The following is a 14,767-nucleotide window of genomic DNA, read 5'->3' as shown; positions in this document are numbered from 1 at the left end:
ATTCCATTTTGCACACGTTTTGTTAGACGAATAAAGCCCTAAAAAAGTTGTCAAGAAAAGCAATATTTTTATCATTTTTTACAAAATACAAAAAAGCTGAGTTTTTCACTCAGCCTTTTGTATCATTTGAAATTTATTTTATTTTTATTCTTCAAATTCGAGTTCTTCTTGTGTCTCTTCAGCTTGCTGCTGCACTACTCCGTTATTATCCAAGCCGTAATGTTCGCGAATCTGCTCCTGGATCATCAGCATGATATCTTTATTTTCTTTCAGGAATTGTTTTGCATTTTCACGGCCTTGGCCAAGACGCTCTTCTTCATAAGAGTACCATGAACCGCTTTTTTGCACGATATCAAGTTCAGTTCCTAGATCAATGATTTCTCCTTCTTTTGAAATGCCTTCTCCGTACATAATGTCAACCTCGGCTGTACGGAACGGCGGAGCCACCTTGTTTTTCACGACTTTGATTTTCGTTTTGTTCCCCATTACGTCATTGCCTTGTTTCAGCTGTTCAGCACGGCGCACTTCAAGACGCACGGAAGAATAGAATTTCAGTGCACGGCCGCCAGGAGTTGTTTCCGGGTTCCCGAACATAACGCCGACTTTTTCACGAATTTGGTTAATGAAAATCGCGATTGTCTTCGATTTGTTAATGGCCCCTGAAAGCTTACGAAGCGCTTGAGACATTAAGCGTGCTTGTAGACCGACATGCGAATCTCCCATGTCCCCTTCAATTTCCGCTTTCGGAACGAGAGCAGCTACAGAGTCGACAACAACAATGTCAACTGCCCCGCTTCGAACCAATGCTTCCGCAATTTCAAGCGCCTGCTCGCCTGTGTCAGGCTGAGACAGTAAAAGCTCTTCGATGTTAACACCAAGCTTTTGCGCGTATACCGGATCTAACGCATGCTCCGCATCGATAAACGCGGCTTGTCCGCCCTGCTGCTGTACTTCAGCAATTGCATGAAGCGCCACAGTTGTTTTACCTGAGCTTTCAGGACCGTATACTTCAATAATCCGTCCGCGCGGATATCCGCCAATTCCCAATGCCGTATCAAGAGCGAGGGAGCCGCTTGGGACAGTAGAAATTCTTGTATCTGTCTTTTCTCCCAGTTTCATAATGGAACCTTTGCCGAACTGTTTTTCTATTTGTTTAAGAGCCATATCTAAGGCTGCCTGACGATCACTCATTCTATTTTTTCCTCCTTTATGTTACCACTACATATACTATACCCTGTTTGAAGGGTTTTGCCAAGAAAAAAGCGAACGCATATTCGGATTTTTTCTTGGCGTGATTCCTATCAAAATATCATAATGTATCAGAGAAATCATGTTTTCTTAGGAGGATAATGTGCTGATAATATTATTTTTGTTCTAAAAGCTTTAAGATTAAATGGCAGCCATATTTGGCGCCGCGTTTTCTGATTCCCGTTCTGGAGCCCGCAAAGTGAAACTCATGAACCTCTTCTTTCCCATTTGCGGAAATACCGATAAACACATGTCCAGGCTCATGCCCTTCTTGAGCATCAGGTCCTGCTACACCAGTAAAGCTAATGCCGATATCGCTGCCAGTGAGTTTTTGAACACCCTTAGCCAGTTCGGCTGCGCATTCCTTGCTGACCGCTCCAAAACGATCTAATGTGTCCTTCTTCACACCAAGCACATTCTGCTTCACGTCGTTTGTATAGCAAACAACACCGCCGGCAAATAATGTTGAAGCACCGCTAAGATCCGTCAGCCATTCAGAAAAAAGCCCGCCGGTAAAGCTTTCTGCCGCAGAAATTGTAATGCCTTTTTCCTTACATGCTTTAGATAGCTCTTTTACAAGAGAAGTATCATCGTACCCATAGAAAAATTCACCGACACGCTCTAAGATAACGGCCTCTGTTTCTTTTAGCAGACGTTCTGTTTCCTTTTCATCGGCGTGTTTGGCTGTCAGACGCAGCGTCACCTCTCCATCAGCAGCCAAAGGAGCGATTGTCGGGTTGGTTTGTGCATCAATAATGTCTTCCAAATCGGCTTCAAGCTGAGATTCCCCGATACCGAAAAAGCGAAGAACGGTGGACACAATTTTTTCATTTGAACCCATCTTTTTGAGCAGAAGAGGCTTTGCCTCGTTTTCAAACATTGGACGCAATTCGCTCGGCGGCCCAGGAAGAAGCATATAGAAGCGCGATTCATGCTCTATGAGCATTCCCGGGGCCATTCCAAAGTGATTCGCCAGCACGTCAGATCCTTCGATCACAAGCGCCTGTTTTCGGTTATTAGGTGACATCGTGCGTTTTGTTCGCTTGAAATAGTCCTCAATGGATTGGAATGCCTCATCATTTAACACAAGCGGACGCCCCAGCGTATTTGCAATCGTTTCTTTCGTCAGGTCATCCTTTGTGGGTCCAAGACCTCCTGAAAAAATAATGAAGTCAGAGCGTTCTTCAGCAATGCGGATGACCTGCTTCAGCCGCTCCGGGTTGTCTCCGACCGCTGTATGATAAAATACGTTGACCCCGATTTCAGCGAGCTGTTTGCTGATAAATTGAGCATTTGTATTGGCGATTTGGCCAAGCAGCAGCTCTGAACCGACTGCAATTATTTCTGCTTTTTTTGGAAATTCCATGACGAAGTCCTTCTTTCTTAGTTAGATGTTTTTAACGCTTCCCAGTTTTTAGAGAAATATTCCCAGCCTGAGACGACAGTAAAGAAGACGGCTACCCACAGCGCCAAGTCAGCAAACGGGAATGACACAAGTTCAAATGGAAGATTGTGAAGAAGCAATGCGGATACCGCAATAATCTGTGCCCACGTTTTGATTTTACCAAGCATGTTAGCAGCTACGACTTCTCCTGTTCCGGCCAAAACAAGCCTTAAACCTGTTACAGCAAACTCCCTGCTGATAATCACAATGACCATCCAAGCTGGCGCGAGATCAAATTGAACAAGGATAATTAACGCTGCGGATACGAGCAGCTTGTCCGCAAGCGGATCAAGAAATTTCCCGAAGTTTGTTACGAGATTCAGTTTTCGGGCATAATATCCGTCAACCCAATCTGTTGTAGATGCAATAATAAATAGAATGGCCCCCGCCAAATGTGCGATCGGGATCGATTCGTCTCCAACTTCGAGCCTGCCCCAGTCAAACGGCGCCAGCATGATAATCATGAAGATTGGGATTAATGCGATTCTAGCTAGTGTGATTTTATTTGGTAAGTTAAACATAAAGCCCCTCCAATTTCATACTCGGACGTGAAGAAAAGTCATCTGGTAATTAAGATGACTTTTCTTCCTTTTTATTTACAATCTTTATGGTTTGTGCCATCACTTTTTTCGGATCAAGTTCATATGAAAGAACCTTGCCGTTGATTTTTATTTTCAGATTAGGTGCATATCCTGTGCGGATTTCAACCTGTTTCTGATCAGTTATATCTTTTTTATAGGTTTCGTCTTTTTTCAGCGTTCCTTCTTTTAAAGAGCTGCTGTTTTCATCGCGCACCCGAATCCAAGAGCTGTCCGCTGCCTTCAATTCAAGCTCGATTTTATCAGCGCCGGACACTTCATAAGTCGTTAACGACCCTTCGGTGCCAGCAGCTTTAATCTCCAGCTTATCACTGTCATTTTCTTTTTTCTTATCTTCGTTTTCTTTCGTTTCTTTTTTAGTGTCTGTCTCTTTTTCAGAGCTGTTATTTTGATTCTCTTTCAGCGTTGAATCTTTAGGGATTTCGTACTTGCTCTCACTTTGCGTAATTGCTTTTTCTGATGCCGCATTGTGATCATCACTGTTTTTGTGGTTCGCAAATTGAATGATCGCGTACACAATGGCAATCACGACAATCACGCCGAGAATGACAAGTATCGTTGGCAGCAGCTCCAGCGCCTTAGATGCTGGCTTTGGCATTTCCTTTTGAAGATTCATGCCAGAGATCTTTTCAGACACATCGTCATGATACGTATTCGGGATATCTTTTTTATGCTCCTCAAACAGCTGATCCGCATCAAGCCCAACGGCTTCTGCATATTGCTTGATGAATGCCCGAACATAAAACTTCCCCGGAATAATGTCATAGTTTCCTTCCTCCAAGGCGGTTAAATACCTTTTTTGAATCTTTGTTGCCGCTTGGAGATCATCCAATGACATTGCTTTTTCCTCTCTGGCTTCTTTGAGCCGGATTCCTAGTTCAGTCACAACAAACACCTTCCAATTTTAAAAATCAAAGCTTGAAAACCCGGGTTGATCAAACATTTGGGGTTCCTCGGCATGTTCATATGTAATAACCTCATCAGGGTCATTTCTCAGTTCAATAATATAATCAAAGTCATCTAGTGTATACTCTGTATTTTGAACGAATATGTCCGGATGCTCCACCACTTTTGTTGCCGGAAGCCGCATTATTTCTCGGACCAGCTGGAGATGGCGTTCCGATCCTCTTCGTGTTGACACAATTCCGTCAACGATAAAGACATTTTCAGTGCTGTATTCTTCGGCAATCAGCTGGCTTCTTATCGTCTGCTTCAGCAAGGTTGAGGACACAAACAGCCACCTTTTGCTTGCACACACACTGGAGGCCACAATCGATTCCGTTTTTCCGACACGCGGCATTCCTCTGATTCCGATTAATTTATGGCCTTCTTTTTTGAACAATTCGGCCATAAAATCGACTAATAAGCCAAGCTCGTCCCGTTCAAAGCGGAACGTTTTCTTATCATCGGCATCCCGTTGAATATAGCGGCCGTGGCGTACGGCAAGACGGTCGCGAAGCCTCGGTTCTCTAAGCTTCGTTACTTTAATTGTTTCCATCGTTTTTAAGATTGATTCTAATCGTTTAATTTGATCTATATGGCGGCACCTGAGGAGCATTCCCCTTCTGGAAAGATCGACGCCGTTTATCGTTACGATGTTAATAGAAAGCATCCCAAGAAGAGATGAGATATCCCCGAGCAGTCCGGGGCGGTTCACTTGAATTTCATATTCAAAATACCATTCGAGCTTTGCCAAATGATATACCCCCTTCATTGTGGCAAAATTTTACCTTCCTTTATCATAAAGCATTTTTCTCTAATTAGAAAGAAGAATGTTGCTGTGATGAGGAAAACATAAAAAAGAGAGGAAAAATCCCCTCTCTTCCTAGTGAGTGCTGTTATTTTCAACAAGCTTAACCATCATATTGGCAATGGCGTGCTGTTCATCTTTTGATGCTACACTCCAAAGATCTGCCAGCACTTTTTCCTGCTCGTTCTTAGATTCCACTTCATTAGCCAAGTAGCTGCCGATTTCTGTCGCAAGATCTGTAATCGTATCCTGGCTCATACCTTTATCTTGCGCATAGTTCAGACGGTCGCCAAGGAAGTTTTTCCAGCTATCCCAGTTTTCTAATACTGACATGCTTGTTTCCTCCATTTCATGTGAAGTTACAAGATTATTGTGTCCTTCGCAAAAGAAACTATACACCGAATATTTTCGGATCAGCAGTGCCAGCCGCCATTCACCGACAGAATTTGGCCGGTGATATATGATGCTTTGTCAGACAGGAGAAAAGCTGTTGCATCCGCAATTTCCTGCGGCCGGGCCAGCCGGCCGATCGGGATCTCATCAGCGATCTCTTCTTTTTCAGACGGGGTGAATTGATTCATCATATTTGTATCCACCGCGCCCGGCGCTACCGCGTTTACCCTGATTCCGCTTGGCGCCAGCTCCTTAGCCAGTCCTTTTACAAACGAATGCTGAGCTCCCTTTACCATGCTGTAGAGCACTTCACAGGATGCTCCAGTCTCTCCCCAAATCGAGCTGACAGCCACAATTGCTCCCGATTTATTCCGAATCATGCCTGGAAGAAGGTTTCTTGTCAGCATATACGGACTCGCCACATGGAGCTGAACCATTTCCTGGACTGTTACGTTATCCACATCCGTAATCAGCCCAAAATGGCTTCTTCCGCTGTTTAAAACAATCGCATCAATCGGCTGAACAATTAAACTTGTCAGCTTTTCTGCCCCTTCTGGCGAGGACAGATCGGCTTGCAATATCTCCGCGTACACGCCAAACTTCTCTCTTAGTTTTTCAGCAAGCTCCGCTGCCGCATTTTGATTTGTATTGTAATGGAGCAGCAGATTGTATCCCTTAGCCGCAAGGGTTTCGCTGATGCTTTTGCCAATGCCGCCGCTTGCTCCGGTGATTAGTGCTGTTTTGTTCATCCTCTTTCCCTCTTTCCGCACAAAAACACCCCTCACACTGGAGGGATGTTTTGTTTATGATTTAGGAACAACCTTGCATACAGTCAGTCTGTCTGCAGCAATTTCCTCTTGTATGACTTTCTGCACATCTTCGATAGTAATCTGCTCGAGTACCGTTACGACGTCAAACAGGCTCATATCCAAGAATGCGTAACGAGTAAATTGATTGGCGATGTATTCAGGGGAATTCAGCGCTTTTAAGAATGTACCGATCTTTTTCTTTCTGGCCAGTTCAATCTTTTCAGCGGTAATCAATTCGCCCGCGCGCAAAAGCATGCTTGAAACGTCTTCAGCCAATTGATCAGGATCAGGCGTATCTCCGCCGATCGCTGCAAAACCGAACCCATATTCAGCAGTAAAATCAAAGCTGAACGTTTCGTCAATATATCCTTTTTCATAAAGTGATTCATACTGGGCAGAGCTTTTGCCGAAAAGAGCTTCAAGCAATAAGTTCATAGAAAGTTCATGCTTTAACAGCTCTTTGCCTAATCTAAACGGGTTCTTTGATTTTAGCCCGACAAGGCATTTCGGTCCCTGCACGTTCATTTTGATCTCTTTTTCTTTTCGGAAAACCGCTTCTTGCTCTTTCACTTCTTCACGTTTGATTTCCGGCTGATCGGTATACGGCTTTTTCTCCTGATTTTCTCTGACCTGCGAAATGATCGCTTCAGGATCTACCGGGCCGACAATGAATAGGAGCATGTTGCTCGGGTGATAAAACGTTTCATAGCATTCATAAAGAAGATCTTTTGTAATATGTGAAATGCTTTCCACTGTTCCCGCTATGTCAATTCTGACAGGATGTTCTTTGTACATGTTTTCAATGACTCCGAAGTAAAGCCTCCAATCAGGATTATCATCGTACATGTTAATCTCCTGCCCGATAATCCCTTTTTCTTTTTCAACCGTTTTTTCAGTGAAATATGGGTCCTGCACGAAATCGATGAGCGTCTCTAAATTGCGTTCAACATTTGATGTGCTTGAGAAAAGATAAGCCGTTCTTGTAAATGACGTAAACGCATTGGCAGAAGCACCCTGTTTGCTGAAATCTTGAAAAACATCTCCGTCCGCTTTTTCAAACAGCTTGTGCTCAAGAAAATGGGCGATCCCATCCGGCACGTGAACCATCTCATTTTTATCTAAAGGGACAAACCGGTTATCTATTGAGCCGTACTTTGTTGTAAAGACCGCATATGTCTTGTTGAAACCTTTTTTCGGCAAAACGTATACGTCAAGGCCGTTGGACATTTTTTCATGATACAGCGTCTCCTGAAGCTGTTCATATTCGATTGGTTTGATCAAGATGCTCCCTCCGTCCCTTTTAAGAAATAAGTCGTATCAAGCTGAATCTTTTCGCCGGCTTTCATGATATCCTCTTTTGTGACATTCTCAATATTGGCAAGAAAGTCTTCGATAGGAATCTCGACTTGAGCAGCGGCCTGCTGATATAAAAATTCAGTTAAACCGTATGCAGTATCAATTGTTTCCAGCACTTGGTTGCGAATGACGGCTTTTGTCTGTTCGATGTCCTGCTCACTGAAATCGCCGTTTTTCATTGCCTGAAATTGCTCCGCAATAATTGAAACAGCCTGGTCGTAATTTTTCACTTCAATGCCTGACATCACCATTAACAAGCCTTTAAAACTTTCTATACGTGAAGCAGCGTAGTAAGCAAGGCTGGCTTTTTCCCGAACGTTAATGAAAAGTTTAGAGTGAGAGAATCCGCCGAACAATCCGTTAAACACTTGTAAAGCCGGATAGTCCTGATCTGTATAAGTGATGCCGGTGCGGTAGCCGATATTCAACTTTCCTTGTTTGACATCTTCCTCATCAATCACTTCTTTTGCCTGAACTTTTTCATCAGCCCGATTGTTTTCAATCATGCCAAGAGTGCGCTCTTCGGTTTGGAAATACTTATCAATGGCCGTTTGCACCTGCTTACTGTCCACATCACCAACAACATAAAGATCAAGCTGGTCTTTTTGGATAGCACTTTGGTATGTTTCGTATAATTGCTCGGCCGTAATGTCATCGACATCGTCGATTTCACCATTGACATGGAGCGCGTAAGGCTCATTTTGGCACATTTCCTGTATCAGTCTTAAATTCGAGTAGCGCATTTTATCATCATAGACGGCTTGGATTCTTTGCTTAAGCGTCCGTTTTTCTTGAGCCACATATTGTGCCTGAAAAGCGCCCCCCTCTAAAGCAGGTGAAAAGACGATTTCTGCGAGAAGCTGAAGCCCTTTCTCAAGAAGCGGTGTTTGGTCTTTTAAATATTTTTCATTCGGGATTTCAAGCCTGAACGTAATGACGTGCCGCTCTCCTTTTTTCGTAAGGTCCGCCGATACTGATGTGCCGTACAGCTCATCCAAATAGGAACGCAATTCTGAGGTTTTCGGATGGCTTTTCGTTCCGCGAAGAAGCACATGCGGGAGAAGCGCTCTTTTGGTGACTTGATCCTTTGTCAGCGGCGCAAGCATCTTAAAAATAAGCGAGACGGTTTTAAATTTTTCTGTTTCTACAATGTGTGCGGTTAAACCGCCGTGCTTTGTTTTGAATTCATTAACATATGACATATGGAACCTCCTTCGTTCATTTCTTCATTAGTATGTATTATGACCAATTTTAAGCATACGCAGAAACACTCTTTCATGTAATTATAGCAACTGTAGGATTTATAAGGAAACAATAACCTCCACATACGGTATAGTAAGTTCTTTTCCAATCTCGGCGATGGTTGGAACCTGCAAGGGCGCGCAAAAAAAGACGGTTGGCTAGACCGTCCCTAAGTTTTTTTCTTCTTCTTCACTTTTTTTAGCATCTATAGTAAAGAGCACTAAAAATAAAGAAACAATGCTGCAAAACGCCGAGAGTATGAAAATAATCCAGTTTGCATTTGACATTAGTGCAGCAAAAACAGGCGGGCCGAGAGCCACTCCTATAAAGCGCATGCTATTGTAGAAGGAGGATATGGTTCCGCATTGCTCACTTTCAATTCCTTCGGTTATCAATGCATCTAAAGCAGGAAGAGCCATGCCAATCCCAATTCCGCCAAAGCTTAAAAAGACAAATAAAAAATAAAAACTGTGGTTCCACCACAAGGCAATAAACGACAGGGTCAACAGAATCATTCCTGTCACAACGCAAAATTTCATTCGGCCTTTATCTTTACCGATCTTTTTGCCAGCTATAAAAGAACTGGTTGACAAAAACAAAAGTGGGATTGCCAGTAATCCGCCTTTAGCTACTCCGTCAATGGCATACTTGTTCTCCAGCGTATCTGACAAATAAAATAATACGCCAAATAACAAAAACATAATGACACACCCGATAATGAAGACCGTATAAAGCCAGCGCCCATCCTGCTTAAAGATTTTCTTCACGCTCTTGATAAACTCAGAAACCGCAGGCGCATCTTCATCTTCTTCAGGCTTGGCCACTAAAAACAATACGAGCAAAAAGCTGATCAAACAGAAAAACGGAATAAACCAAAACGGTACAAACCAGTACCAGGAAGCCAGTAATGCGCCAAGTATGGGACTCAGTACCTTCCCTGACGTGTTAGCGGTTTCAATATCTCCAAGTCCAGCGCTGACCTTTTCATCGTCTCCTTCAAAAAGGTCACCGATAAACGGCATAACGATAGGAGCGGCACCTGCAGAACCGATGCCTTGAAGAACACGCCCCGCCAAGATCATAGCATAAGGATTTTTCATGTAGGTTGAGGCAAAAGCAGCTACCACTCCACCTAATCCTGCAATGAGGAGACATGGAAGCAATATTTTTTTCCTCCCGAAACGATCCGACAAATATCCGGCAATCGGAATGCAAATAATTGCCACTACTGAATATACAGTAATGATTAACGACACTTGAAATGAAGTCACCGACAGCTTTTTTTCCATCATCGGAAGAACAGGAATCAGCATGGAGTTCCCGAGTGTCATCACAAGCGGGACGGAAGACAATGCAATAATATTTTTCATTCCATTTTTCTTTCTCAACATTTTCACCCATTCACTTTCTTGTCATCTCTTATATATTGCGTTAACCGGAATGAAAGTATGTACAAAGAAACATGAATCAGTGCAAATAAAAAAACAGACACACAAGCGTCCGTTTTTAGAATCGTTTACGCAAAACATGAAATCTGAATTTATCGGCTCTGAAATAATTTAACGAGTAAAGCACCGGTTTATCGTGCTGATCGTAATGGGTTTGTTTTAACAGTAAAAGTGCTGTTTCCGGATCGCATTCCAGCACTGGAGAAATGGTATCGTGATAGCCGATCGGTTCTATATCAGTTACTGCATAACTGATTACGGAGCCTGAATTTTTCTCAAGCAGGTCAAACATAGATTCTTGCTGATGAGAAAAAGAATTCGGCAAAATATTCATCGGAATTTTGTCTATACAATATACAATCGGCTGTCCGTCAGCTGTTCTAACACGTTCAAGGTAAAAAAGTTCTTGCCCTTCTGCCAAATGAAACCTCTTCGTATCATCCTCAGACGGCATAAGCACTTGTGATGACAGAAAAATCGTGCCAGGGGTCATATTTGCCTGTTCTATCATCTTCGTTACACTGTTCAGCTGTTCAATGCCCGAAAGAAATAACGGCTTAGAATGGACAAAAGTGCCTACACCATGCCTTCTGATAATCACATGTTCTTCTTCCAATATCCGCAAGGCTTCTCTTAGCGTCGCTCTGCTCACACCTAGCTTTTTGGAAAGCTCAAATTCAGAAGGCAGCTTTTCCTTCTCAGTGTAGATCCCATTTTTTATATCCTCTTTAATTCGTTCAATTACTTTCAAATACAAGTGCCGATTATCAGCTTTTGTAGACATGTTTCCCCTCCGTAAACCACTTTCGATAAAAATTATTGAACAATTGGGACAACTATATCATGTTTTGTCGAAAAAATAAATAGAAAGCTTATCAGTTTACATAATGTTGTTATTGATAACTAAAGGAAAATGGAACTCCCTTCATTAAGAAGAGAGCTCATCATATTTCTCTTTTGATAATAAGACTTCCCTAGGTTTGCTGCCTTCATACGGCCCGACAACGCCGCGTTCCTCCATTGCGTCAATCAGGCGCGCCGCTCTCGTATAACCGATTCTGAATCTTCTTTGCAGCATTGAAACAGATGCCGTCTGCATGCCGACGATTAATTCAACAGCTTCATCATAAAGTTCATCAGTAACCTCTGAATGAGTTTCCGTTGTCTCCTCAGGAATCATTTCTTCTTGATATTGCGCTTTCTGCTGTGTAATCACATGGTCGACGACCTTCTCCACTTCGTCATCCGACAAAAATGCTCCTTGCACACGGACAGGCTTGTTAGCCCCTACAGGTAAAAACAGCATATCGCCGCGGCCGAGAAGCTTCTCTGCGCCGCCCATGTCAAGAATGGTCCTTGAATCCGTCTGTGAAGATACGCTGAACGCGATTCGTGAAGGAATGTTCGCTTTGATCACCCCTGTGATAACGTCCACCGAAGGCCGCTGCGTCGCAATAATGAGATGGATGCCGGCAGCCCGCGCCATTTGGGACAATCTCGTAATCGAATCTTCCACATCAGACGAAGCGACCATCATGAGATCGGCAAGCTCGTCCACAATGACAACAATATAAGGAAGCTCCGGCTGTTTCGCTCCTTCTTCATTGTTGGCGCGTTTTATATAATCATTGTATCCTTCAATATTTCGTGTGCCCGTATGAGAAAATAATTCATACCGCCGCTCCATTTCATTGACAACCTTTTTCAAAGCCTGCGATGCTTTTTTCGGATCGGTTACAACCGGAGCAAGCAGGTGCGGAATCCCGTTATAGACATTCAGCTCTACCATTTTAGGATCGATCATCATCATTTTCACTTCATGCGGTTTTGCGCGCATTAAAATACTTGTAATAATGCCGTTGACACAGACACTTTTTCCGCTTCCGGTTGCGCCTGCGACCAAAAGGTGGGGCATTTTGTTTAACTCAGCCAATACAGCTTCACCTGAAATATTGCGGCCAAGTCCAATTAACAGCTTCGCATCCGGCCTGTCATTTAATTTAGACTCCAGCACTTCCTTCAGCGAAACCATTGCCACTTCTGCGTTTGGAACCTCAATTCCGATTGCCGATTTGCCTGGTATAGGCGCTTCGATCCTGATATCCTTCGCAGCAAGCGCCAGCGCTAAATCATCGCTTAAATTGACAATTTTGCTAACCTTCACTCCGACATCAGGATACACTTCGTATTTTGTTACGGCCGGCCCGAGATGAACCTGTGTGACTTTCGCCTTTACGCCAAAGCTTTGGAAGGTCCGTTCAAGCTTTCTCGCATTTTCATAAATATTCTTTTTATCAGCCTGCTGGCCGGTATGCTTTGGATCTGCCAGTAAATCCAGTGACGGCATCTCGTAATCCTTATTTTCAAGCTCCGTAAAGGTCATAGGAGGAGCAGAAACAGTTTCCTGATCACCTGTCTCCGGTTGGATGTCTTGAAGCGGCTCCGATACAGGTTCGGTGCGCTTTTCTATAACTGGAGACTCATCCTCTTCGTTACGATCAGAAAAGCTTGAGATAATTGGTTCTGAATGGACAAGAGGCGATTCTGTCTCAGAATCCCCCTCTTCATCAGAAGGCTCCGGTTCCATTTGCTGTTTTTTGCGGACCGGTTTTTGTTTTTTGCTAGGCGCTTTTGTTTTTTTCGATGACTGCATATTTGATTTGACGGATTTCATATCATCAATAAATGCCAACCATTGTTCTTTTATAAAGCGTCCAATCGGGCTCATCCACTTTTTCAGCGTTTCTTGCAGTGATCGTCCTGTGACTAAAATCATGCCGATCAAAATCATGACAATCGCCATGATCTGAGAACCAGTTGACGCAAACAAGAAGTGTGAAGCTGCAAACAGCAGCGCACCGATCATCCCTCCGCCTAAATCAGGAGAAGCAGAGCTGCCATTCATGTCCATCAAAAACAATTCCCACGTATTGCGGACCACGCTTGCGGACTCAATAGTCCCTTTGTGCGTCAAATTTTTAAACAGCTGCACGTGAGAAAGCAGCAATATGCTTGCGATGATACAGTACAACCCGGCCTTTCGTCTCGTTAATAGGCTTGGGGTTTTCTTCTTCCAAAATAGCGAGACTCCTAACACCAATAAACCTAACAAGCATAAAATAAACCACTCTCCAGCAAAAAAGCGGAACAAATAGATAAATGTTTGCCCGACTACCCCCAGCTGCAAGATTGCGATAATTGAAATGGCTATACACAGCAGTCCGTTGAGTTCGTATTTTATATTGAGCTGTTTCGCCTGTTTTTTTCTTGATTTTCGTTTTTTCTTTGCCACACTCATCACCTTACTGCGTTAAAAAATGTAAGTTCATACATAATGAAGAAAGCAGCCGTTTACAGGCTGCATTTTTTCTGTAGGATTCCCCTATTATAGCATATTTTGCCCTTAAAAAAGGATTGGATTCTTATACGTTTAATTTCAGCTTTTGTCCCGGTGAAATGTCCGGATGCAGAAAATGCATTGGGTTTGTGCTCATAATTTGAATGACTTCCGCTTCATTTCCTTTCATTTCGACAAGAAGCGGTACACCTTTATATTCAATTTGCTCATGTGCGCTCGTTTCTTGGTTCTGTTCTGCAAACACAATTTCCTGCGGCATCACGGTATACAGAATCATTGAATCATCCGTCCTTCTTCTTTCCTTGCTGCCTCTATGAGCTCATTCAGTTTATTGATTGCCTGTCCGACACCGCCTGCGTGGTCAATCAATCCATATTCAACTGCATCCTTACCAACTACATTTGTTCCGATGTCGCGTGTTAAGTTTCCTTTTGAGAACATTAGCTCTTTAAATTTCTCTTCAGTTATATTGGAATGGCTTGTGACAAATTTAACAACTCTTTCTTGCATTTTATCCAGGTATTCAAACGTTTGCGGCACCCCGATGACCAGACCGGTGAGCCTAACGGGGTGAATCGTCATCGTTGCTGTTTCGGCGATATAGCTATAGTCACAGGATACAGCAATCGGAACGCCGATGGAATGACCCCCGCCAAGCACGATAGAAACGGTCGGTTTCGATAAAGATGCCAGCATTTCCGCAATTGCTAGACCAGCTTCAACATCTCCTCCCACAGTATTTAATATAATCAGCAGGCCTTCAATTTTAGGATTTTGTTCAATTGCCACAATCTGTGGGATGACATGCTCATATTTTGTTGTTTTGTTTTGCGGAGGGAGCTGAACATGGCCTTCTATTTGTCCGATTATAGTCAGACAATGAATATTTGTATCTTGGGGCAGCTGTGGAAGTGACGTTTCACCAAGCTGCTGTATTTTATTCATAATGCTGTCTTTCGCATCATTTTTTTCAGAACGCTCTTCTTCTGTATTTTCCATACGATGATCCATCTCGCTTTCACCCTTTCCGAGTTTCTCTTTGTATTATGAACAAAGATACTCAATTCAATCCCGGCTTAAAGGGCAAAAAAATAAAGACCGGAGCTGCTCCGGTCTTTAG

14 protein-coding genes are annotated in these 14,767 nt (G+C 43.2%); all 14 read right to left on the bottom strand.

The features are described 5' to 3' along the window. Window positions 1–144: 144 nt before the first annotated feature. Window positions 145–1,191, bottom strand: a complete 1,047-nt coding sequence (gene recA / locus C1T29_RS10570) for a recombinase RecA (RefSeq protein WP_003245789.1) — start codon at window positions 1,189–1,191, stop codon at window positions 145–147. A gap of 172 nt (window positions 1,192–1,363) precedes the next feature. Next, window positions 1,364–2,614 (bottom strand): competence/damage-inducible protein A, encoded by a 1,251-nt coding sequence (locus tag C1T29_RS10565; RefSeq protein WP_069839433.1) that lies wholly within the window; start codon window positions 2,612–2,614, stop codon window positions 1,364–1,366. A 17-nt stretch (window positions 2,615–2,631) separates the two neighbouring features. Then, window positions 2,632–3,213, bottom strand: coding sequence for a CDP-diacylglycerol--glycerol-3-phosphate 3-phosphatidyltransferase (gene pgsA, locus C1T29_RS10560; RefSeq protein WP_014664019.1), 582 nt, complete (start codon window positions 3,211–3,213; stop codon window positions 2,632–2,634). 49 nt (window positions 3,214–3,262) lie between these two features. After that, complete coding sequence (gene rodZ, locus C1T29_RS10555; RefSeq protein ID WP_211095886.1) at window positions 3,263–4,129, bottom strand: cell shape determination protein RodZ; 867 nt, start codon at window positions 4,127–4,129, stop codon at window positions 3,263–3,265. 66 nt (window positions 4,130–4,195) lie between these two features. Continuing rightward, window positions 4,196–4,987 (bottom strand): DUF3388 domain-containing protein, encoded by a 792-nt coding sequence (locus C1T29_RS10550; RefSeq protein WP_040083145.1) that lies wholly within the window; start codon window positions 4,985–4,987, stop codon window positions 4,196–4,198. Between the two features lie 129 nt (window positions 4,988–5,116). Next, a complete protein-coding gene (locus C1T29_RS10545; RefSeq protein WP_003245199.1) occupies window positions 5,117–5,374 on the bottom strand; it encodes a DUF3243 domain-containing protein in 258 nt (85 codons plus the stop codon). Window positions 5,375–5,454: 80 nt separating this feature from the next. Then, the gene (efpI, locus tag C1T29_RS10540; protein WP_103748763.1) at window positions 5,455–6,183 is read right to left on the bottom strand and encodes an elongation factor P 5-aminopentanone reductase; all 729 of its coding nucleotides are present in this window, start codon (window positions 6,181–6,183) and stop codon (window positions 5,455–5,457) included. A 54-nt stretch (window positions 6,184–6,237) separates the two neighbouring features. Next, window positions 6,238–7,524: an EF-P 5-aminopentanol modification-associated protein YfmH gene (locus C1T29_RS10535; RefSeq protein ID WP_040083147.1), complete on the bottom strand. Its 1,287-nt coding sequence runs from the start codon at window positions 7,522–7,524 to the stop codon at window positions 6,238–6,240. Next, on the bottom strand, window positions 7,521–8,801 hold the full coding sequence (locus C1T29_RS10530; protein WP_103748764.1) for an EF-P 5-aminopentanol modification-associated protein YfmF: 1,281 nt from the start codon (window positions 8,799–8,801) through the stop codon (window positions 7,521–7,523). The genes C1T29_RS10535 and C1T29_RS10530 overlap by 4 nt, the downstream gene beginning before the upstream one ends. A gap of 198 nt (window positions 8,802–8,999) precedes the next feature. After that, a complete protein-coding gene (gene bcbE / locus C1T29_RS10525) occupies window positions 9,000–10,211 on the bottom strand; it encodes a bacillibactin exporter BcbE (protein ID WP_080478329.1) in 1,212 nt (403 codons plus the stop codon). A 136-nt stretch (window positions 10,212–10,347) separates the two neighbouring features. After that, complete coding sequence (locus C1T29_RS10520) at window positions 10,348–11,073, bottom strand: GntR family transcriptional regulator (protein ID WP_003245732.1); 726 nt, start codon at window positions 11,071–11,073, stop codon at window positions 10,348–10,350. A 144-nt stretch (window positions 11,074–11,217) separates the two neighbouring features. Next, the gene (gene spoIIIE, locus C1T29_RS10515; RefSeq protein WP_071576878.1) at window positions 11,218–13,581 is read right to left on the bottom strand and encodes a DNA translocase SpoIIIE; all 2,364 of its coding nucleotides are present in this window, start codon (window positions 13,579–13,581) and stop codon (window positions 11,218–11,220) included. 130 nt (window positions 13,582–13,711) lie between these two features. Further along, window positions 13,712–13,924: a YlzJ-like family protein gene (gene tepJ / locus C1T29_RS10510; RefSeq protein WP_003231871.1), complete on the bottom strand. Its 213-nt coding sequence runs from the start codon at window positions 13,922–13,924 to the stop codon at window positions 13,712–13,714. Then, window positions 13,921–14,658: a translocation-enhancing protein TepA gene (tepA, locus tag C1T29_RS10505; RefSeq protein WP_014664011.1), complete on the bottom strand. Its 738-nt coding sequence runs from the start codon at window positions 14,656–14,658 to the stop codon at window positions 13,921–13,923. Before tepA ends, tepJ begins: the two co-directional genes overlap by 4 nt. Between the last annotated feature and the right edge of the window lie 109 nt (window positions 14,659–14,767).

It is taken from the genome of Bacillus sp. MBGLi79, from assembly GCF_002953915.1.
This window is presented reverse-complemented; position numbering and strand designations above follow the sequence as displayed.